Source organism: Lactococcus sp. FSL K6-0773 (assembly GCF_038006485.1).
Lineage (GTDB): Bacteria > Bacillota > Bacilli > Lactobacillales > Streptococcaceae > Lactococcus > Lactococcus lactis.
This window is the reverse complement of sequence record NZ_JBBOVF010000001.1, coordinates 2,184,155-2,204,225: the sequence shown is the minus strand read 5'-3', so window position 1 is coordinate 2,204,225 and position 20,071 is coordinate 2,184,155. Positions and strand designations below refer to the sequence as shown.

Sequence of the window (20,071 nt, the reverse complement as noted above, 5' to 3'; positions counted from 1 at the left end):
TCATCTTTTTATTTTCTATCTTACAAAAGCTGTCAGTAAATTATTTACCTATTTTAAACGTTCTTCGAGTTCTGCAACAATTTCTTCGTGACGTTTTTCAGTCAATTTAACTTTGAATAAATAAACTGCTAAAGCGATAATCATCAAAATGGCTGGAACTACAAATGAGTAGAGTTTAAATGTTGCCACACCGTAAGTGTGTCCAGCGATATATTTTGAACCTGTCATTCCGGCTGAAATTGCCACAAATCCATAGATACCATTTGAGAAAGCGCCGGCAATTTTATCAAGCAATGGACGCATGGCAAGCGTTACGGCTTCATTACGTACTCCATTTTTCCATTGACCATATTCTACCGAGTCAGTAATTGTCATTAATACTGACAAGAAAACAAGTTGATAGGGGGCAGTTAAGAAGATTAATCCAGCAACAGTCATTGCTACTGAACTTCCTAAAACGAACAAGAGATAACCAAGAAGCATTGAAATGATTGCTCCAGTCAAAACTTTGCGTCGTCCAAATTTTTTAGCTAAAATCGGAAACATTGGGACGAGAATGATTGAACCAATGAATCCGACAATTCCTGTAATTGAATAAAGACTAGCATTTCCAATAACAAAAGTAAAGTTCAAAATCAAAGTTGCTGTTGTTGCCACATAAGCAATGGCAAATAAAATATATGAAAGTGACAACCACATTAATTGGTCATTTTTTAGGAGCGCTTTAAATACATCCAATGTATTTGTTTTGGTTCCTTCTTGACGAATAACTGATTTTTGTTCTTTAGTTCCCCAAGCGGTTACCAAAGCCGAAATTCCTTGGACCAAAGCGGCAATAACACCAAAAGCAAAGAATCCTCTTGCTCCTTGAGCATGTCCACCTTTAGTAAAGAAAATTGTGATTGGAATCGCTAAAATAGTTGCCCCTTGCGCACCAATTGCTGAGCCAAAACGGGCGAAAGTTCCAAGTGTTTCACGTTCAGAATTTTTTTCTGATAGCGCTGGAATCATTGACCAGAAGGCAATGTCTTTGAATGAATAAAAGGCGTCAAGAATAATAAAGGCAATGATGAAGACAATGGCAAATAATGTACGATTATCACTTTTTGCTAGTCCGAAGAAGTCTGAAAACATGAGCATAATCATCAAAGATGACATAATCCCACCAACAACCAACCAAGGTTTAAATTTTCCCCATCTTGTGTGGGTATTATCAATAATTGAACCAATGATTGGGTCAAAAATAATTTCGATTAAACGAATAATAACGACTAAACTAGTGACTAAAGCAATCATCGCATCCTCATGTGGTGTTCCAGCAAACATTTGTGCCGTTACAAAGGCGATGAAGAATGTACTAATTGAATAATAGTAAACATCATGTCCTAATGCACCAAAAGCGTACGATAAACGTTGTTTCATTTTTCCCTCTTTCATGGGAATCCTCCTTTATACTAAATCTACTTAATTCATAAGTAAATCTACAAAGCTACTGTTTTGCCTTTTGAAACGAGTAATCCTTGGTTGGGAAAACTTTTATTTTGGATAAGTTTTTAAAAGCGAAACAGTCTTCAATTTCATTTTGAGATCGCTCACATTTAGAGTATAACACTTTGATTTAAGAAAGGGTTTCCAATTTTAGCTTATCTTTTGGAAACCCTTTCTATTTTGCTCTTTTTATAAAAAAAAGCTCGATATGACTTGATATCGAAGCATTATTGTTTTAAAGTATAAATGGAGTAAGCATCAATTAGAACTCTTGATAAAATGGATAATGAGAGTCTACTATGAACATCTAAATCAAAATAATTCACCTCAAGACTACTCTTGTAACCAATCAAACTTATATCCGAAAGATTGGTCAGACTGGTATTAGCATTAACAGTTAAGGATAATATTTTGGGATTTTGTCCTTTGGCAATATTTAGAGCATTTAAAATTTCTACTGTTTCTCCTGAAAGTGATAAAACGATGATTAGGCTTTTTTCATTAACAAAACGGGCATAGTAAGCCATGTATTTTGAATCATCATGCAAACTGACGGGCTTACGGAAAAGTTGCAACTTTTTCATCAGTTCGTCAGCAACGTTTGTTGATAAGCCTCGTGAAAAAATTAAGATTTCCTCTGATTCTTGAATCAACTCCACAGCTTTTTCAATTTCTTCAGCAGAGATATTTTCTATTGTTTTCAAAAGTTCTTCTTGATTTTTAGCAATAGCCCCCAAGACTTCTTTGGAAAAACCATTGATTTCAGGAAGTTTTTTCTCACGAATTGAATATCTAAATTCACCATAACCTTCAAAACCTTTTTTTCTTACTGTTCGATTGACAGTTGAGAGAGAAACATGAGCCAATTCTGCCAATTCTGAAATTGATAATTGTGGAATTTTCTCATAGTTTTCTTGAATAATTTGCCAAGTATAGGATTCAGCATTGGTTAAATTGGACATATTTTTACTCCATTGATTCGCTTGTTGTTATCAAAAAATGTTTTCTATCCTAAAATTATAACATTTGACGCTTACATTTGCTATAATTCCCTGAAATCGTTTTTATTTCTATTTTTAAGGAGAAAGTAATGACTTATATTCCCAATCCCACTCGTTATGACCACATGATTTATCGCCCAGCTGGAAATTCTGGTTTATTATTGCCTGCCCTTTCATTAGGACTCTGGCATAATTTTGGTTCGGTAGATGATTTTGAAAATGCGAGGGACATGATTCATACGGCATTTGATTTAGGAATTACTCATTTTGATTTGGCCAATAATTATGGGCCAGAACCTGGTTCGGCAGAACGTAATTTTGGTCGTATTTTGAAAGAAGATTTCCAAAAACTACGTGATGAGTTAATTATCTCAACTAAAGCTGGTTATCCAATGTGGCCTGGACCCTATGGAAACTGGGGCAGCAAAAAAAGTTTGCTGGCTAGTCTTGATCAATCTTTGGAGCGTTTGGGACTTGACTATGTTGATATTTTTTATTCACATCGTCCTGACCCAAATACACCGATTGAAGAAACAATGGGGGCTTTAAAGAGCGCTCTGGATAGCGGAAAAGCACTTTATGTAGGTTTGTCCAATTATTCCGCCAAAGAAACCGAAGCTGCGGTCTTAGCAGCTGAAAAGTTAGGCTTTAAACTCTTGATTCATCAACCTCGTTATTCAATGCTAGATCGATGGATTGAAGATGATTTGCAAGAAACTTTGACGGAGGCGGGGATAGGAATAATCGCCTTTAAACCTTTGTACCAAGGGCTCTTAACCGAAAAATATTTACATGGTATTCCTGAAGATTCGCGAATGCGTGATCCTCATTATGCAACTTTGCATGATGACAGTCTTACGAAAAAAAGATTGGAACAAGTCCAAGCGCTTAATGATTTGGCTCAAAGTCGTGGACAATCTTTAGCTCAAATGGCCTTGGCCTGGGTTTTACGAGAAAGAGATGACAAGGTTCAAGGCATCACTTCTGCTTTAATTGGCGCAAGCCGTCCGCAACAAATCATTGAAAATGTGGCAGCTTTAGAACATTTGAAATTTACTGACGAAGAATTAATTAAGATTGAAAAGCTCTTATAAAGAATAAAAAAGTTACTGACAAATCTGTCAGTAACTTTTTATTTTCTAAATAAAGCTGTCAGTAAAACTAATAGCTCAATCGGTCAATTTTTACACCAGTATATTCGTGAACAGCATCAATTGCATGATGATAACGTGTTAAATAACCTTCTTGGTCTCTATGGTCTCCTTCGTCATCTAAAATAACAACTTTATCCATTAAACCAAACTCAGCTAATTGACGCATCAATTCTTCATGGAATTCATGACGTGATTCTTCCCATTCCATATGACGAAAGCCGTCATCAATATATTCTGTAATTGGTGGAATGACTAAAATTAAATCCATTCGTTCATCGGCAATTGTTTTCTTGAATAGAGGTTCAAGCTGTTCGAAATCTTCTCTAGGTAAGTATAATTTAGCGTACACTCTGGTCACAATGGCATCAGTATCTAAAAAGACAATTCCTTGGTTAGCAGGCGAATTGACTTCGCGAGAATTTGCATCATATTGACCTGTAATCATTCGAGCATAGTCATCCATTTTCAACTCATCATCATCAATATTAAAAGCTTCTTCATATTCTCTAGCGTATTCTTCTGAAAACGGGGCATTAATGGAACGTGCCAAACGGCGAACAAGGGTTGATTTACCTGTTGAAGCTGAACCCATGACGGTTACAATTTTCGAAAAATGTCTTCTAAAGACGCGATTAATGTGAGTCCAGTATTCCTGCGGATTTTCTCTAATTTGTGTGGCTGATAGTGAAATATCATGTCTGTCAGCAATTTCAACAGCATATTGATTCCCGTCAGCTGGAAATCGTTTCTTCAATTCTGCTGCGTATTCTAATTCGCCGACATAAAAAGTGACTGATAAATCTCTCTCCAATGTATTATGATGAATCAATTCAAATAAACGATTTGCCCATTCGTCCCAACCATTAGGCATTTCTGGTAAATCATTTTCATTAAGCATCGAAACTTTAATATTTTCTTCATCATTAAAAGCTTCACGCAAATAACGAAATCGTTTCTCAAGAGGTAAGCCAATTTGAGCACCACGGTCATTATCATAACCAGAAACGACAAGCAAGACCCCGTCATTCAAACTCGCACATTTATAGATTTGTTGCTGATGCCCCGTATGTAGAGGAGCAAAAGTTCCAAAATAAATACCGATATTTTTTCCACTTAATTTTGATTTTGAAATATTATTTGTGAGCATTTCGTTTATATCCTGTTTTCATATCAACAATATTTGTCAATTCCTTACCATTTGCATAGGCATCGAGATTTTTTTCCAATATTTTCATAAAGCGACGCCATGTTTCAGGAAGAGTATAACCGCCAGAAGCATGAGGAGTGATTAATAGTCTTTCTGTATGCCAAGCCCGGTGACCTTTAGGCAATGGTTCTGGGTCGGTCACGTCAATTCCTCCCCCAGCAATTTTTTTAGACTCAAGAGCATCACACAAGGCTTCTAAATCGACATTTGTTCCCCGACCAACATTTAGGAAAATAGCATTTTCTTTCATTAAATCAAATTTTTCTTGATTAAATAATTTATAAGTTTCATGGGTCCCAGGGACACTTGAAGCAATAATATCAGCTCTCGGTAAAACTTTGTCTAGGTCAGTTTCGGCATAGACTTCATCAGCAAATTCTTCATCACCATAAACAGTTCGTTTGACTGCAATGACATGACCTCCCAAAGCTTGAATCTTTTGTGCAAAGTGACTTCCAATATCACCTAAACCATGAACCAATACTGTTGAGCCATAAATAGATTGAATCTGACCAATATTTTCCCAGATTTCTTTTTCTTGTTGTTTTTGATAAAGGTCAAATTTTCTTAGAAGAACGAAAGCCATTGTTAGTAAATGCTCAGAAATCGTAAGTCCATAAGTTCCTGTTGCATTTGTCAAAACTACCTCTTGAGGAAAATTTGCTCCTTGAGTATAACCATTGGTTCCAGCTGATAAAAGTTGGAGCCATTTTAAATTTTTATATTTTGCTAATAAATCAGGCTTTGGCAGACCAACTAATACTTCTGTTTCCAGAAAATCTGATTCTGTCAGCTCTTCTTCTTTTTTAAATTGAAACTGGTAAGCTTTATTTTTCTTGAAAGCCGCTTTTGTTTCATCTGAAAAATTTAACCAAACATTTTCTAAGGCAATTGCTTTTATCATTGGGACTCCTTTGTATAAAATGAATTTTAAAGACTACTTAAAGAGAATAAAGTCAAGCCTTGTTTTCTTTATCTTCTTTCTTTGATTATAGCACTTTGCCTTAATTTTATAAAAAATAGAAGTTTGACAATTCTGAAATTATCAGTCCTAAAATGACATAAAAGAGAATTTCAGAAAAAATTCTCTTTTTATTTTTATTAAGCTCGTACTGTTTTAGCAAGACCTGTTTTTTTATCATAAAGATTAATCAAACCTGAGCCATTTTTACGAATCATATCCCCTGCTTTAACCGCAAAAGGAACATCAATATGTAAAAGGGTCATTGGGTTTGGTGCACGGTCAATATGTTCATCTGTTTCTGCCAAACGAAGATTTTTGACCATTGTTTCCACGTGGCGGAATCCTGGACCATAAAATTCAATTTGGTCACCTTCTGTAATAACATTTCTTTGACGAATTGTAGCTACCATTGTTTCAGCATCAAAGTCAACAACTTCTCCGACGAATTTGTACTCAGGAATTTTACGACGAACCCCAAAGAGTTGTTTATTTTCATCAGGCGTTCCATAATAAAAGCCAGTATCTAATTCACGTTGAGCTACTTTCCATAATTCATCAACTAAGGCTGGTTTTATTTCTTCAAAACGTTCTGGTGATTCCAAATAGGCATCAATAGCTGCTTTATAAACGTTAGAAACTGTTGAAACATAGTGAATTGATTTCATTCTTCCTTCGATTTTAAGCGAATTAACTCCATTTTCAATCATATCAGGAATATGTTCAATCATTGACATATCAACGGCTGACATTGAAAATTCTTCAGTGACTTCACCAGTAATCGATTTTCTCTCGCCAGCAAATGGCATATCATATAAATCATATTTCCAACGGCAAGATTGTGAACATCCACCGCGGTTAGCATCACGCATACTCATATAATTTGACAAGACACAACGTCCTGAGTATGAAATACACATGGCTCCGTGAACAAAAGCTTCAATTTCAACATCAGTATGTTGACGAATTTCTCTTAACTCTTCTACAGAAACTTCACGCGCTAAAACTACGCGTTCAAGTCCTAAATTTTTCCAGAATTCTAAGGTTTCATAGTTAGTAGCAGACGCTTGGGTTGACAAGTGAATGGCCAAACCTGGTGCTTCAGCAGCGCAGATGGCAATCAAAGCAGGGTCAGAAACGATAACCGCTGAAATTCCTAAATCACGTAATGTACGGAACCATTCGCCCGCCCCTTTTTCATTCCCTTCATGTGTCACCATATTGGCTGCTACATAAACTTTAGCGTTGTGGGCACTTGCATAAGCGACCCCTTCAGCCATTTCTTCAAAGGTAAAATTACCTGCGCGTGAACGTAAGCCATAGGCCTGTCCACCAATATATACTGCGTCTGCGCCATAATCAATAGCGACTTTTAGTTTTTCGAGTGTTCCTGCTGGTGCAAGCACCTCTGGACGTGTTTTTGTAATTGACATGTTTCAATTCTCCAATTTTCAAGATTGTAAGTATTTTGAAAAGGCTCCAAAAAGAAAAATCTTAGTCAAATTTATTGTCAGTAAATTTGCGAGCCAAAACTTCTTTGTTTCTTTATTTTACAGGATTTCTTGCCAAATTTAAACCTTCAAATGTGACAAAGTTCTTTGACATTATGTTGCTTATCTCTCATTTTTACTGACAGAATTATTGATAAAGCTTCTTGCATTTTTGTCAGTAAATCCTCTATTTCAACTTTATTTTCCTGATTTTCTCATATCATTTATAACGAAAAGAATAAGTACCCCAATAATCAATATGAGCGTCAAAATTATTTTTTCTCTTGTTCCTGGATCAAAGAACAAAATAATGAGCCAGACAATCAGTATCAGCAACGGAAAAAAATATTTTTGAAATTTAATCATTATTTTCTCTCCTAAAGAGTTAATTTAAATTTTTATGAATTTTATTTAAAATTAATTATAAATGATTTACGAACCTTTGACAATAGTTTTTCATCAAAAAAAAGCTGTCAGTAAATGAACAACTTCTTTTCTTTTTTTATTTAATGGCATCTTTGTCCAAATCATAGAAACCGTGTGATAATGTCCGTCCTGCAGGATGTATTTTTCGGATTTCTTCATCTAGTTGGAAAGCCTTAAGTTCTGTAAATTCGCCTGCTTCAATCAGCTTTTTAGCTTCTACAAAAAGTTTGCTTATCGCTACAAAATCTTCACCACGAGTAAAAATTCCATCCAATTTCCAATGGTCATAACCCATTGCTACTAAATCTGAAAGTTCTGTCATCATATCTAAATCATCATTAGCAAAAATATGCGTCCCGTGATTATCTTCAAAGATTGAATAATGTGTATCAACTTTCTTAGGTTCAGAGACAAAAAGATTTCTTTCTCTGTCTTTGCCTTTTTCTTCAGTCTTGATGAAATTATAATAGTTTTGCACCAATGGACGTTTGCTATGATGAATCACTGTTGCACCATAAACTAAAATTTCGCCTGGTACAGCTAGTTCATCGGTCATATCAGCAAGTTCTTCTTTTGGCAATTCACGTGCAAGAACAGCTTCAATTGCCCCTTGTTTGGCCCAAAAATTAACTTGGCGGGCAGAAGCAACCATGGTTGAGGCATCATAAGTAAATGGTAACTCATATTTATCACGTTGCAAAACAAAAATCACACCCGCATCGCCTACTGCAATTCGGTCAGCTTTAATTTCAACTAAGAAATCTAAAAAATCTTTTATTTTTGCCATCATCTCTGTATGCATCAGAGCATTGACCGCGACAGTCACTGTCTTTCCTGCATCATGTGCAAGTTCTGTAATTTTTTGAATCTCTTCGTTGGTTAAGGCAGTTGGTACGCGTAAACCATAATTTTTTTCACCAATGTATAAACGGTCGACTCCAGCTTCGAGCAATGCTTTAGCTTGCTCTAGGCTTTCTGCCGTAGAAGTAATAGTAATCATAGTGATAATTATATCATATTGTTCTCTTACACGTTTTTTCTAATTTATCCTCTTACTAAAATTTACTACTCAAAATGATATTTATTCATAAAAAAGTATAGGTTAATTTTATTTTAACCCAAACGAAACTAAATAGTAATTAATTTAAATTTCAAGTAACGTAAACCTTTGCTTTTTATACTATAATTGATTACATAATATAGGAAAGTGCTAGAAAATTATGGAATTAAAGAATTTAAAAGATTTTTATGAGAAGCAAGAATATGTCGATTATAACGAAAGTAAAAATTTTGAGCAAAGACAAGTCAACAAAAGAATTGAAGAATTAAGCTTCTTCACTAATATTGCTGTTTTCTCAATTTTTCTTGTTTTTACTACTTACATTTTGGTGAGTTTATTGGCAAGCTGGATTGCTATTCCAGTTTCTATTGTTCTCTCGCTTGCTCTTTATATTTCCGTGAAAAAAGGAATTGCTAAAGCGATTAAATTTATGATGAAATAAAAACTGCCTAATAGACAGTTTTTTATTTTATTCCAATTAAAATTTGCACATGAATTCTCGCTGTTTTTGGCGGATTTTCCTTTGCAAATTTTTTTCTTTCCTCAGAAACTGACCATTCTAATGGACTCATCAATAAGAAATCTTGACGCAAATTTTCTGGAATTTCAAAAGTATAATCAATTGTTTGTTGAGTATTCTTAGGAAATTCTTCTTTAAAACGCTCAATAACTGCTTGATTATCATAATCAACTGGAAGTTGATAAACTTCTCGCAACTCACGTAAATAATTTCTGTCAGGAATAATTTTAATGACCCGGCCATTTTCTGTCAGAACTCGATGAAATTCTGCATAATTTGAAGGCGTAAAAATATTCAAAATTACTGACAGACTTTCGTCAGCAAAAGGGAGATTAGTTAAATCAGCTAAGGACAGAAAACTTTCCGTATCTAATTCGGTTGCCATTTCAATTCCATCTTTAGCAATATCAAAAGCAAACTTCGCCCCCGCACCCTCTAGGAGTTCTAAAAATGAACCTTCACCTGTTCCAACATCAAGTAAATTTCCACTGACAAATGATTTTTGAATTTCTGTCAGTAAATTTTGATACATTCCTGCTTGAATTAGGCGTCTACGTGGTTCAAACATTTTACGCGTATAATGCTCTGTGTCAGCTTTTGTTTGTAAAAAATTAACATAACCTTTCTTGTTTAAATTATAAGTATGATTATTTTCACATTTTAAGGCATAGGCTGCCAATTGAAATTTTCCATGACAAATTGGACATCTCAACATTTCCACATTTTCTTCTAAAAGTAAATAAGCTTTTTCAATTTTTTTTAACATAGTTCTATTCTAGCATAATCACTTTCATTCTTTTTATTCAAAATAATTCTTGTAATTTTTTTAAGTTAAACAAGATAATCATGTTATAATATTTTTAGTAGATGAAAGGAAGAAATTATGATTATCCGAGAACTTTGCCTTGAAAATTTTACCAAAATTCCTCAAGCGCTTCAAGCCGGCGTTGAGAGAATTGAACTTTGTGACAATCTCGCCGTTGGAGGAACCACTCCTTCTTATGGTGTCATTGAAGAAGCTGCCAAATATGTTGCCGAAAGTAAGACAACTCTTGCTGTCATGATTCGTCCTCGCGGTGGTAATTTTGTTTATAATTCTCATGAACTTAAAATTATTGAAACTGACACCCTTAAAGCTGTTGAAGCTGGTGCCCAAAACATTGTATTTGGTGCCCTTACTCCTGGCAATGAAATAGATACTGACGCACTTGAAACAGTGAGTATTGCCGCACAAGGGCTCCCAATCACTTTCCACATGGCTTTTGATGAAGTCACTGATCAAGAAAAAGCAATTGACCAACTTGTCGAATTTGGCGTAGATAAAATTTTGACGCACGGTGGGCCACTTGACCAACCCTTAAATACTGACAAACTTAAAAGTCTCATTGACTATGCTAAGGGTAAAATTAACATTATTATTGGTGGGGGTGTCAATGCTGAAAACTTTGAAAACCTCGCTCAATTAACCGGAACAAATTATGTTCATGGCACAAAAATTATCAAATTATAAATAAAAAAGTTACTGACAGACATTCTATCAGTAACTTTTTTATTTATTTTTAAGTCGGAATCTAACATAAAATTTTGTCAGTAAAAAGTTCGTAAGTAATATAATCAAACTCAAGAAAAATGGTCGAACAAAAATTAATGACAGAATCAATTCAACAATTGTCACAAACATCATCACTCTAAAAATAAGCACCCGTAAGCCAGCTGTTTTAGCCGCTTTTTTCAGTGGATAAATTCTTGTTAAAAGTTGATAATCAAAAGCCGTTTGTAATGATAAAAGTTGAAAAATAAGCAAATAGTTAAATACAACCACCATAATAATGGCAACAATTCCATTATTAATAAAAATCATCGCTAAAATTGACAAAATAAGTAAACGAATCGTTAAACCAAGATAATCTCCTGAGCGTAAAAAACTTCTTGTAAATAGATACTCATAAGTTCTTTTTGTTTTCGTCAGTAGAAAATCAAGATATTTCCGACGATGACTGTGTGATTTAAGTCCCTTAACATTCGTAAACAGTGAAAATAATCTTAAAGTTCCTGTTTTTCGTCCTTCTTCTAAATCAATCAAGAAAGCCCAATCCAAAAGTCCACTTTTTTGAGAAGACCAAATTTTGTAAGCCAACCAAGCCGCTTTGATTGCGACAAGTAAGACGAACCAAAGGACTAAGAAAATAGGATTAAATCTTAATAATGGAGCAGCAATCAAAACCAAAAGTGCTGACACAACTGCTGGAATAATCAAAGATCGGATTAAACATTTTACTAAATATGCCCGAACTTCCATTTCTTTTGTCAGTAAAAAAACTTTATCTGGACTCTCAATAAATGTTGCCAAACGTCCCACAATTTGACTAGCCAAACTGATCAAAATAACTAAAATAATTTTGCCCCATAAATTCAGCTGATGAATTTGTAGAAAGTTAATGTACTGAACTACCAAAGCTCCTAATAAAATCATCAGGAACAAAACAAAATGGTCATTAAAAACATAACGAAGATATTTTATATTTTGCTTATACCAAAGGTTACGTCGTTTTTTAAAAATTTCATTCATTTGACTTTCCTGCCTCTACAACTTCTTTAGAGTTTGGAATATTTCCTTTTGTTAAGGCAAGATAAATTTCATCTAAACTTGCCTTAGGCTGATTAAATTGAGTCCGTAATTCTTCTACTGTTCCAAAAGCAACAACTTGACCTTCATGCAAAACAATAAATTTATCACAGAATTTTTCAGCTGTGGACAAGATATGTGTACTCATTAAAATCGAACTTCCTGATTTTTTCATGTCAATCATCAAGTCAATCAAATCCTGAATCGCAAGCGGATCAAGTCCCATAAAAGGTTCATCAACAATATAGAGCGAAGGTTCCACTAAGAATGCGCAGATAATCATCACTTTTTGTTTCATCCCTTTTGAAAAATTCACAGGGAACCAATCTAATTTATCACTCAAGCGGAAAGTTTCTAATAATTTTTCAGCACGTTCAAAAGCCAAGTCAACAGAAATCCCGTAAGCTAAAGCTGTCACTTCAATATGTTCACGCAAAGTCAATTCTTCATACAAACTTGGTGTTTCTGGAATGAAACCAATTTTTCTACGATAGCCTTCTAAATCTTGTTGTAAAGTTAAGCCGTCTAATTCAATTTGTCCAGAATAAGGAGTCAAAAGTCCAATAATTTCTTGAATTGTCGTCGATTTTCCTGCACCATTTAAACCAATGAGTCCAACTAACTCTCCTTCTTTAATTTCAAAATTAAGGTCTTTTAAGACAGGGTGCCCCAAATAGCCACCTGTTAGATTTGTTACTTTTAACATACATTCCTCTTTTCAATCTTATTCTATATTTATTATTGAAGTCATTCTTAAAATACGTTGCGCATAGCTCGGATTATCATCATCCTCGGCGATAACTTCTTTTAAGTCATCAAGATTATCTGTAATAATTCCATCTACTCCATTGAACATCTGTTCTCTCATATCCGTTTCGTCATTGATCGTCCAAGCAAAAACCATCTGCTTTCTTGCCTGAGCTTTATCCACAAAACTACTATTGAGTGTTGTGGCCTCCATGGTATAGGCCGACATCTTAGTTTGTGGGAAAAGTAAGTTGAAGGGAAGGATGAAACTCACTTTAATCTTAGGATTAATTTTTTGTTCAATTAAAAGGGCATTATAATCTAAAGAATGGATCATAGCCTTATCTTTTAAAAGCCGTGCACCATATTTTTTACTAAAATTTTCAACCATCTTTGGAGAATCAAATGGAGAAACTTTAATCTCAACCAGTAATTTTTGGTTAAATTTTTCTGCAGCCGCTAAATAATCATCAAAACTTGAGATTAAAGCCTTTTTCCCATTTTCCGAAACAACTGTATTCGTCAATTCTGCTAAGGTAAGTTTTTGTGGCGGAATATCAATTCCAGCTAAATCTTTTAAAGTTGGATCATGGAAAACAACAAATTGATGGTCTTTTGTTTCCTGAATATCCATTTCAACATAATCTGGTTTTGATTTAGCCGTAGCTTCCATGGCTGGAATTGTATTTTGCACCCCATTTTCTTCATCAACTCCCCGATGTGAAATGGTTAAAGGGACAGTATCCATAAATCCTTCAACATAAGTCCAGCTCACTAAAGCAAAAATTAAAACAGCTAAAGTAGAAAAAATTATTTTATATTTTCTTCTAACTTTCGGAGATTTTTTTACTACTTCTGAAATTTCAAAGGCTTCCAAGTCAGCTTCTCTCATCAAGTAACTAAAAAGCATGACCAAACTCAAGGTAGATATAATAGAGCTTCCCAACCAAATCAAATCCAGTATTGACACTGCTCCCACAAGGGCAAAAGAAGTTTTATCCAAATAATCTTGGGCAAAGTAGCCGCCCATAAAAAGAAGCCCCTGCATTATTATACTAAATAAACCGATAAGTCCAAAATAAACAGATAGTCTGAAAAAATTTCTAACTCCTTTTGTTCGTTTTAAACTTTCTTTTATTGCTACTTTCAATGATTGACCTTTTAAAATCATCAGTGGAAGAGTCAAAATTAAACGGGTACTAATCCAAAATGTTATAGCATAAAATAGGAACAAAATTAGCATATTTTGCCAACTTTTAAAGAAAAATTCAAATGTAAAAACAGGAATTTTAATTTTCGACAAAAGTGGCGTACTAAAAACATAACGTCCAAAAGGAATAATTAATAGAAAATAAAATACGAAAAAGACTAATTGTTGAATTCTGACATTTTTAAGATCCGAAATAACTTGCCTAAATAAACTTTTTAAACTAAAAGTTCTCGCCTGAATCAAACGAATTCCTTGAAACTGAACGATGAATTGCAGATAAACCAAAAATATGAGCACAAACAAGACAACTACGAGCCCCAAAACTCCTAAGAAATGCTGCTGAAGCAAGTTTCCAAGATTATTATAAGAAACATAAGGAATTCCACTAACTCGCATAATAAGCTCAGAAATGGATTCTAAAAGTGGAATAATAACAAGTGTGATGACTATAGTTGCCCCAACAAAAATCGAAAGATATTCAAACCAAAACTTAGAAAACTCTCGCAAATATTTAAAAATCAAACCAAGTGGCCGATTAGCATTCTTTTTCTTCTTAGCTTTTTTTCTCACCATACTCCTAAACTCCCCCATACTTTCTCTAAACAGAAGAATAATTTTCATTACATTATATCAAATTTATAAAATAAAAAATGCTTAAATTTAAGTTATAATAAATAAAAGTTTTATTTATTATAACATATTTGAATTTCCCTTTTTCGGCAATTCCCTTACGATTTAGTAAGTTTCAGCATTATTACTGGGATTTTTAGCTTATTTATAATATAATCTAAGTATATTATAAGTTTTGACTTTGAGTAAAGAGTCATTATTACTACTGGAGGACCTATCAAATGGAAGATTGTATTTTTTGCAAAATTATCGCTGGTGAAATTCCTAGCACCAAAATTTATGAAGATGATGATGTTCTTGCCTTCCTTGATATCACTCAAACAACTAAAGGGCATACATTAGTGGTTCCCAAAAAACATTATCGCAACATTCTTTCAATGACAGGCGAACAATCAGCTGAACTTTTCAGCAAAGTCCCTTTTATTGCCAACAAAATTGTTAATAATCTTCATGCTAAAGGGATGAACATTTTACAAAATAATGAAGAAATCGCTGGTCAAACTGTTTTCCATACTCATATTCACCTTATTCCTCGTTTTGATGAAAATGATGGTTTCGTTGGAAAATTCACTGCTCATGATTATGATTTAGCTGAAATTGCTAAAGAAATCAATGGCCAATAAAAGGACATTACTATGATTGAATTATTTAAAGACTTAAAAAATATCATTGGCGAGTTGTCAGAAGAAGTCAACACGATGAAAGTAAATGTGGAACGCGTTCAAGAAGAAGGTATCAAAGCAGAAAAAGTTGGAAAAGATATTCAAAAAAAAGTAGATGAATTTCAAATTTCCATCCAACCTAGAGTTGAAAAAATTAATGAACTTGTTAATCAAATAAATAAAAGAGTTGAATAATTTCAACTCTTTTATTTTTTTGATTTTTCTTGATGTTTATAAAACTGTCTCCCCCAGAAAATCCCCAATAATTGGGACAAGACAAAACTAACAACTATGACCAGCATTTTTTCGACATCATGATGTTGAATGTAAGTAAAGGTATGTTGTGAAAAATATAGAATACTTATGAATATAATATTAATAATATTCATTCCAATAATTCGCCAATGTCTTCCTTTGGTACTTTCCCAAAAACTGATAAAAAGAATGAGAATGGTAACGACCTCTAATCCAATCAGCGTCAGGTTTAGAACTTGAAAAAGATAGGCAATTGCAAAGATAATTGTTGTATAAGCCCATAGAAATAATAACATACCTCATTCTAGCATGTTTTTTTATATTCTACAATAAATAAAAAAAGAGAAAAATATTTTTCTCTTTTTTTATTGTTATTAGAATGATGCAGAATCAACTTTAACACCAGGACCCATTGTAGTTGTAACAGAAAGGTTTGTGATGTAAGCTCCCTTAGATGCAGCAGGTTTAGCAGCTGCAATTACAGAGTTCAAAGCTTTAAAGTTTTCAACAAGTTTTTCTGTATCGAATGAAACTTTACCGATTGGAACATGAACGTTACCAGCTTTGTCAGCACGGTAGTTAACTTTACCAGCTTTTGATTCTTCAACTGCTTTAGTTACATCCATAGTAACTGTACCAGTTTTAGGGTTTGGCATCAAGTTACGTGGTCCGAGGACACGTCCAAGACGTCCAACAACAGCCATCATATCAGGTGTTGCGATAACAACGTCGAAGTCCAACCATCCACCGTTGATTTTAGCAACGAGTTCATCAGAACCAACGAAGTCTGCACCAGCTGCTGTAGCTTCTTCAGCTTTCGCACCTTTAGCGAAAACGAGAACACGAGCAGTTTTACCAGTACCGTTTGGCAATACCATTGCTCCACGGATTTGTTGGTCAGATTTTTTAACGTCGATGTTAAGGTTGTAAGCAACTTCTACAGTTGCATCAAATTTTGCAAATGAAGTTTCTTTTGCAAGTGCTACAGCTTCTTCTACGCTGTATAATTTAGTTGCGTCGATTTTTTCAATCGCTGCGCGCAATGCTTTACTTTTTTTAGCCATTTCTATTTTCTCCTTGTGGTAATATCGGTTGTCTGTCTTCCTTGTTGCATTTAAAAGTCCGCTCTATTGCGCTCAAAGGAAGATATTTTCTCGCTCCGCGCCGCTCAGATGAACTAATAGTGCTTTATAACAACAAGAGTAACAGCCTTCCACTAAATGTGTGGATTGCATGTGTGACTTTTTCTGAATTTACAAAATGTAAATCTCGAAAATTTAGTCGAAGTACGAGGCGACAGGTTCCGAAGCCTACCTAAGTAGGTGAGGGTTCTGTCAACGAAGTAATTCGTCTAAATTTTTAGTCAGTAACAGTGAATCCCATAGATTTTGCAGTACCTTCAATCATTGACATTGCAGTTTCAACTGATGACGCGTTAAGGTCAGGCATTTTAAGTTCTGCAATTTCTTTGATTTGTGCTTTTGTAACTGAAGCAACTTTTGTTTTGTTAGGTTCACCAGAACCTTTTTGAACACCTGCTGCTTTTTTCAAAAGAACTGCTGCTGGAGGAGTTTTTGTGATGAATGTAAATGATTTGTCATCATAAACTGAGATAACAACTGGGATGATCATACCAGCTTGGTCAGCTGTACGAGCGTTGAATTCTTTTGTGAATCCCATGATGTTAACACCTGCTTGACCCAAAGCTGGTCCAACTGGTGGAGCTGGTGTTGCTTTACCGGCAGGGATTTGTAATTTAACGAGTTTTTCTACTTGTTTAGCCACGATAAATTCTCCTTATATTTTGTTTTCGTGATGTGGTATGATGCTGTATTTTACAGCTTCCACGCCTTGCATGTGAAAATTCACATACCTGAGTATTCTATCAAAAAAAAGGACTGATGTCAACTTTTCTTTGTTTACGAAAGGTTAATTTTCTTGATGGCTATCAATTTTTTTAAGTTACAAGTAATCTATAATAGAACTATCAAACCAAGAAAGGTTAATTCATGAAACTTCAAGCTTTACTAAAAAAATATAGTAATCAATTAACTGGTCTTTCAGCCTTATTAATTTTAATCGCTTATAGTGGAAAATATCTTTTGAATTCTTATTTTCTTTGGGCCTTTGCACTCTTATTAGCTACATTTATTGGTCTTGTCCCAATTGCTTTTCAAGCAGTCCAAGCACTTAAATTCAAACAAGTTTCAATTGAATTATTGGTATCAATTGCTGTTATTGCTGCTCTTTTTATTCAAGAGTATGAGGAGTCAGCAATTGTTACTTTTCTTTTCGCATTCGGAGCTTTTTTGGAAAAGAAAACTTTAGAAAAAACACGTTCTTCCATTAAATCTTTGACAGAAATTACTCCCTCGACCGCTCTTCGGATTTCTGGAGAAGTCATTGATATTGATGATGTCAAGATTAATGACGAATTATTAGTAAAAACTGGCGCTCAAATTCCTGTAGATGGCTCTATTTATGAGGGGGCTGGTTTTGTCAATGAATCAAGTATTAGTGGGGAGTCCGCTGAAATAAAAAAAGGAGTCGGAGATAAGGTTTTTGCTGGAACACTTCTTGAAAATGGAAGTCTTTTGATTCAAGCTGAAAAGGTAGGAGAGGATACCACCTTTGGTAAAATTATTGAATTAGTGGAAGAAGCTCAAGATACAAAATCCTCTGCTGAAAAATTTATTGACCGTTTCGCAAAATATTATACTCCTAGTGTTTTAGTTCTCTCTTTTTTAATTTTCATTGTCAGTCAAGATATCAAGTTGGCAATTACTTTATTAGTTTTAGGTTGTCCGGGTGCCCTTGTCATTGGACCTCCTGTCAGTAATGTCGCAGGGATAGGGAATGGAGCCAAAAAGGGAATTTTAATTAAAGGTGGAAATATCATGACTAATTTTAGTCAGACTGACCTGCTTCTTTTTGACAAAACGGGAACACTTACCAAAGGAAAGACTCAGGTCTCCATTACTAAAAATTATGGCGCTTCTACCGAACTTATCAACCAGGTCGCTATGCTTGAAAGTCAATCAGATCATCCTTTAGCTAAAGCAATCATTGATGAAATCGGTGAATTTACTAAAGTACCTCTTCAAAATATCGAAGTCATAAAAGGACAGGGGATTTCTGCTGACCATTTATTGATTGGAAACGAAAAACTCCTTGAGAATCATCAAATTTTTTTAAACGCTCAACAAAAAAATGATTTAATGAAACTTCAAAAACATGGACTTTCAACAGTATTAATTGCTGATGATAAGGTGCGTTTACTTTATGGAATTACTGACAAAATCCGACCAAATGTAAAAGAAACATTGACCAGACTCAAAAAACAAGGGATTAAAGAGCTGATAATGCTGACAGGCGACAATGAAAGTACCGCTCAATCAATTGCACAACAAGTGGGAATCAGTCAGGTTTACGCTAATCTCCTACCTGAAGACAAGGCAAAAATCGTGCAAGACTATAAACTAGCTGGTAAAAAAGTGGCATTTATAGGCGACGGTATTAATGATAGCCCTAGTATTGCCCTTGCCGATGTGGGAATCGCAATGTCATCTGGGACTGACATCGCCATTGAAACTTCGGATATTGTCCTTATGAGTTCTAATTTTGATAACCTTTCTTATGCTCATTCCCTTGCAAAAAGTACAAGGAAAAATATGAGACAAAATAATTTAATTGCTCTCTTTGTTGTAATCTTTCTTCTTTCCGGATTAATCTTGGGGAATAGTTCAGGATTTATTGGACAATATGTCAATATGGCGACTGGAATGTTTGTCCATGAAGCAAGTATTTTATTGGTTATTCTCAACGCAATGCGTTTAATTCCTCATAAAAAAATACTATCCAAAAATTTCACTGTCGCAAATGACTAAAAATAAGGTTATAATTAAAGAAAATCTTTCAGGAAAAATATCTACTCAAATAAGGAGAATAAAATGACTTTAGATAATCATCATTGCGTCCAATTAGTTCCACTCTTTGAAAAACTTGCTGAACAAGATTTAACTAAGGTCGAAAAAATTGTTGAACACAAAAAAATTAAAAAAGGTGAAATTATTATTAGCCCTGACAAAGAACCTTTATTAGTCATTGTAGCTCAAGGTGCACTTAAAATTTCACAACTTTCACAAAGTGGTAAAGAGCAACTTTTAAGAATCATCGAAGCAGGTGATTATGAAGGCGAAGGAGCCTTACTTGGCGTGACCAACGGACAACTTTATGGTCAGGCCATGATTGATTCTACGATTTGTTTCTTGCGTCAATCTGATTTTGAGACATTATTAACGACTTATCCTAGTCTTTCATTACAACTTTTAAAACTTAATGCTAAAAAATATCTAGCTGCTGAGCACCAAGCAGGATTTTTGGCACTAGATGATGTTGAAGCACGTCTTGCACATTACTTTTTGAATCTATCTGCCACTTCTGATAGCATTTATTTTGAAATTCCAATGAAACTCAAGGAGCTTGCCAATTATATCGGAACCAGTCCAGAAACAATTTCACGTAAAATCAAGGTTTTTGAAGAAAATAAAATTATTAGCCGTCAAGGACGAATGATTAAACTTTTGGATAAGGAGAAATTAGAAGATGATTTTGCTTAAAAATTTTACAAAAAA

At 34.4% G+C, this 20,071-nt stretch carries 20 protein-coding genes and 1 pseudogene; 7 read left to right on the top strand and 14 right to left on the bottom strand.

Annotation, left to right across the window (positions count from 1 at the left end; all coding sequences use genetic code 11):
• Window positions 1-48 precede the first annotated feature (48 nt).
• Window positions 49-1,437 (bottom strand): glycoside-pentoside-hexuronide (GPH):cation symporter, encoded by a 1,389-nt coding sequence (locus tag MHB61_RS11075; RefSeq protein ID WP_004254704.1) that lies wholly within the window; start codon window positions 1,435-1,437, stop codon window positions 49-51.
• Window positions 1,438-1,715: 278 nt separating this feature from the next.
• Window positions 1,716-2,453, bottom strand: a pseudogene (locus MHB61_RS11070) (MurR/RpiR family transcriptional regulator); the annotation flags it as partial.
• A gap of 125 nt (window positions 2,454-2,578) precedes the next feature.
• Here MHB61_RS11070 and mgrA point away from each other — a divergent pair.
• The gene (mgrA, locus tag MHB61_RS11065; RefSeq protein ID WP_004254695.1) at window positions 2,579-3,583 is read left to right on the top strand and encodes an L-glyceraldehyde 3-phosphate reductase; all 1,005 of its coding nucleotides are present in this window, start codon (window positions 2,579-2,581) and stop codon (window positions 3,581-3,583) included.
• A gap of 67 nt (window positions 3,584-3,650) precedes the next feature.
• Here mgrA and MHB61_RS11060 read toward each other — a convergent pair whose 3' ends face one another.
• The 5 genes from MHB61_RS11060 to MHB61_RS11040 form a co-directional block, all read right to left on the bottom strand.
• Complete coding sequence (locus MHB61_RS11060; RefSeq protein WP_004254691.1) at window positions 3,651-4,790, bottom strand: nicotinamide-nucleotide adenylyltransferase; 1,140 nt, start codon at window positions 4,788-4,790, stop codon at window positions 3,651-3,653.
• The gene (locus MHB61_RS11055; protein WP_004254687.1) at window positions 4,777-5,754 is read right to left on the bottom strand and encodes a D-2-hydroxyacid dehydrogenase; all 978 of its coding nucleotides are present in this window, start codon (window positions 5,752-5,754) and stop codon (window positions 4,777-4,779) included. The genes MHB61_RS11060 and MHB61_RS11055 overlap by 14 nt, the downstream gene beginning before the upstream one ends.
• 197 nt (window positions 5,755-5,951) lie before the next feature.
• Entirely contained in the window at window positions 5,952-7,244 is a 1,293-nt protein-coding gene (locus tag MHB61_RS11050; protein WP_137016334.1) for a peptidase U32 family protein, read from the bottom strand.
• Between the two features lie 255 nt (window positions 7,245-7,499).
• The gene (locus MHB61_RS11045; RefSeq protein ID WP_004254670.1) at window positions 7,500-7,667 is read right to left on the bottom strand and encodes a hypothetical protein; all 168 of its coding nucleotides are present in this window, start codon (window positions 7,665-7,667) and stop codon (window positions 7,500-7,502) included.
• 136 nt (window positions 7,668-7,803) lie between these two features.
• A complete protein-coding gene (locus MHB61_RS11040; RefSeq protein WP_004254664.1) occupies window positions 7,804-8,727 on the bottom strand; it encodes a peptidase U32 family protein in 924 nt (307 codons plus the stop codon).
• Between the two features lie 220 nt (window positions 8,728-8,947).
• Here MHB61_RS11040 and MHB61_RS11035 point away from each other — a divergent pair, with 220 nt between their 5' ends.
• On the top strand, window positions 8,948-9,229 hold the full coding sequence (locus tag MHB61_RS11035; RefSeq protein WP_004254660.1) for a DUF3270 domain-containing protein: 282 nt from the start codon (window positions 8,948-8,950) through the stop codon (window positions 9,227-9,229).
• A gap of 22 nt (window positions 9,230-9,251) precedes the next feature.
• On the opposite strand, the gene MHB61_RS11030 is transcribed toward MHB61_RS11035, so the two are convergent.
• On the bottom strand, window positions 9,252-10,073 hold the full coding sequence (locus MHB61_RS11030) for a putative RNA methyltransferase (protein WP_004254659.1): 822 nt from the start codon (window positions 10,071-10,073) through the stop codon (window positions 9,252-9,254).
• A gap of 117 nt (window positions 10,074-10,190) precedes the next feature.
• On the opposite strand from MHB61_RS11030, the gene MHB61_RS11025 reads away from it, so the two are divergent.
• The gene (locus tag MHB61_RS11025) at window positions 10,191-10,817 is read left to right on the top strand and encodes a copper homeostasis protein CutC (protein ID WP_004254657.1); all 627 of its coding nucleotides are present in this window, start codon (window positions 10,191-10,193) and stop codon (window positions 10,815-10,817) included.
• A 39-nt stretch (window positions 10,818-10,856) separates the two neighbouring features.
• Here MHB61_RS11025 and MHB61_RS11020 read toward each other — a convergent pair whose 3' ends face one another.
• Genes MHB61_RS11020 through MHB61_RS11010 form a run of 3 tightly spaced genes read right to left on the bottom strand, consistent with a single transcriptional unit; the run spans window position 10,857 to window position 14,463 of the window.
• On the bottom strand, window positions 10,857-11,876 hold the full coding sequence (locus tag MHB61_RS11020; protein ID WP_004254656.1) for an ABC transporter permease: 1,020 nt from the start codon (window positions 11,874-11,876) through the stop codon (window positions 10,857-10,859).
• Window positions 11,869-12,639 (bottom strand): ABC transporter ATP-binding protein, encoded by a 771-nt coding sequence (locus MHB61_RS11015; protein WP_004254655.1) that lies wholly within the window; start codon window positions 12,637-12,639, stop codon window positions 11,869-11,871. The genes MHB61_RS11020 and MHB61_RS11015 overlap by 8 nt, the downstream gene beginning before the upstream one ends.
• A gap of 18 nt (window positions 12,640-12,657) precedes the next feature.
• Window positions 12,658-14,463 (bottom strand): glycerophosphoryl diester phosphodiesterase membrane domain-containing protein, encoded by a 1,806-nt coding sequence (locus MHB61_RS11010; RefSeq protein WP_170959153.1) that lies wholly within the window; start codon window positions 14,461-14,463, stop codon window positions 12,658-12,660.
• A gap of 278 nt (window positions 14,464-14,741) precedes the next feature.
• On the opposite strand from MHB61_RS11010, the gene MHB61_RS11005 reads away from it, so the two are divergent.
• Window positions 14,742-15,143, top strand: coding sequence for an HIT family protein (locus MHB61_RS11005; RefSeq protein WP_004254651.1), 402 nt, complete (start codon window positions 14,742-14,744; stop codon window positions 15,141-15,143).
• A gap of 12 nt (window positions 15,144-15,155) precedes the next feature.
• Window positions 15,156-15,377 (top strand): hypothetical protein, encoded by a 222-nt coding sequence (locus tag MHB61_RS11000; protein ID WP_010906257.1) that lies wholly within the window; start codon window positions 15,156-15,158, stop codon window positions 15,375-15,377.
• Window positions 15,378-15,388: 11 nt separating this feature from the next.
• Here the strand turns inward: MHB61_RS11000 and MHB61_RS10995 are convergent, their stop codons facing one another.
• The 3 genes from MHB61_RS10995 to rplK form a co-directional block, all read right to left on the bottom strand.
• Window positions 15,389-15,733 carry a hypothetical protein gene (locus MHB61_RS10995; protein ID WP_004254648.1) on the bottom strand — a complete coding sequence of 115 codons (345 nt, stop codon included), beginning with the start codon at window positions 15,731-15,733 and terminating at the stop codon, window positions 15,389-15,391.
• Between the two features lie 78 nt (window positions 15,734-15,811).
• A complete protein-coding gene (gene rplA / locus MHB61_RS10990; RefSeq protein ID WP_004254644.1) occupies window positions 15,812-16,501 on the bottom strand; it encodes a 50S ribosomal protein L1 in 690 nt (229 codons plus the stop codon).
• Window positions 16,502-16,796: 295 nt separating this feature from the next.
• Complete coding sequence (gene rplK / locus MHB61_RS10985) at window positions 16,797-17,222, bottom strand: 50S ribosomal protein L11 (protein WP_004254643.1); 426 nt, start codon at window positions 17,220-17,222, stop codon at window positions 16,797-16,799.
• 224 nt (window positions 17,223-17,446) lie between these two features.
• Here rplK and MHB61_RS10980 point away from each other — a divergent pair, with 224 nt between their 5' ends.
• A complete protein-coding gene (locus MHB61_RS10980; protein WP_137016328.1) occupies window positions 17,447-19,324 on the top strand; it encodes a heavy metal translocating P-type ATPase in 1,878 nt (625 codons plus the stop codon).
• 63 nt (window positions 19,325-19,387) lie between these two features.
• Entirely contained in the window at window positions 19,388-20,056 is a 669-nt protein-coding gene (locus MHB61_RS10975) for a Crp/Fnr family transcriptional regulator (RefSeq protein WP_004254634.1), read from the top strand.
• Window positions 20,057-20,071: the final 15 nt, after the last annotated feature.

Coding starts and splice junctions, on each gene's coding strand:
- MHB61_RS11010 (WP_170959153.1), bottom strand. CDS start 14,463: ATGGTGAGAAAAAAAGCTAAGAAGAAAAAGAATGCTAATCGGCCACTT.
- MHB61_RS11005 (WP_004254651.1), top strand. CDS start 14,742: ATGGAAGATTGTATTTTTTGCAAAATTATCGCTGGTGAAATTCCTAGC.
- rplA (WP_004254644.1), bottom strand. CDS start 16,501: ATGGCTAAAAAAAGTAAAGCATTGCGCGCAGCGATTGAAAAAATCGAC.
- MHB61_RS11050 (WP_137016334.1), bottom strand. CDS start 7,244: ATGTCAATTACAAAAACACGTCCAGAGGTGCTTGCACCAGCAGGAACA.
- MHB61_RS11020 (WP_004254656.1), bottom strand. CDS start 11,876: ATGAATGAAATTTTTAAAAAACGACGTAACCTTTGGTATAAGCAAAAT.
- MHB61_RS11045 (WP_004254670.1), bottom strand. CDS start 7,667: ATGATTAAATTTCAAAAATATTTTTTTCCGTTGCTGATACTGATTGTC.
- MHB61_RS11015 (WP_004254655.1), bottom strand. CDS start 12,639: ATGTTAAAAGTAACAAATCTAACAGGTGGCTATTTGGGGCACCCTGTC.
- MHB61_RS11055 (WP_004254687.1), bottom strand. CDS start 5,754: ATGATAAAAGCAATTGCCTTAGAAAATGTTTGGTTAAATTTTTCAGAT.
- MHB61_RS11025 (WP_004254657.1), top strand. CDS start 10,191: ATGATTATCCGAGAACTTTGCCTTGAAAATTTTACCAAAATTCCTCAA.
- MHB61_RS11000 (WP_010906257.1), top strand. CDS start 15,156: ATGATTGAATTATTTAAAGACTTAAAAAATATCATTGGCGAGTTGTCA.
- MHB61_RS10995 (WP_004254648.1), bottom strand. CDS start 15,733: ATGTTATTATTTCTATGGGCTTATACAACAATTATCTTTGCAATTGCC.
- mgrA (WP_004254695.1), top strand. CDS start 2,579: ATGACTTATATTCCCAATCCCACTCGTTATGACCACATGATTTATCGC.
- MHB61_RS10975 (WP_004254634.1), top strand. CDS start 19,388: ATGACTTTAGATAATCATCATTGCGTCCAATTAGTTCCACTCTTTGAA.
- MHB61_RS10980 (WP_137016328.1), top strand. CDS start 17,447: ATGAAACTTCAAGCTTTACTAAAAAAATATAGTAATCAATTAACTGGT.
- MHB61_RS11035 (WP_004254660.1), top strand. CDS start 8,948: ATGGAATTAAAGAATTTAAAAGATTTTTATGAGAAGCAAGAATATGTC.
- MHB61_RS11075 (WP_004254704.1), bottom strand. CDS start 1,437: ATGAAAGAGGGAAAAATGAAACAACGTTTATCGTACGCTTTTGGTGCA.
- MHB61_RS11060 (WP_004254691.1), bottom strand. CDS start 4,790: ATGCTCACAAATAATATTTCAAAATCAAAATTAAGTGGAAAAAATATC.
- MHB61_RS11030 (WP_004254659.1), bottom strand. CDS start 10,073: ATGTTAAAAAAAATTGAAAAAGCTTATTTACTTTTAGAAGAAAATGTG.
- MHB61_RS11040 (WP_004254664.1), bottom strand. CDS start 8,727: ATGATTACTATTACTTCTACGGCAGAAAGCCTAGAGCAAGCTAAAGCA.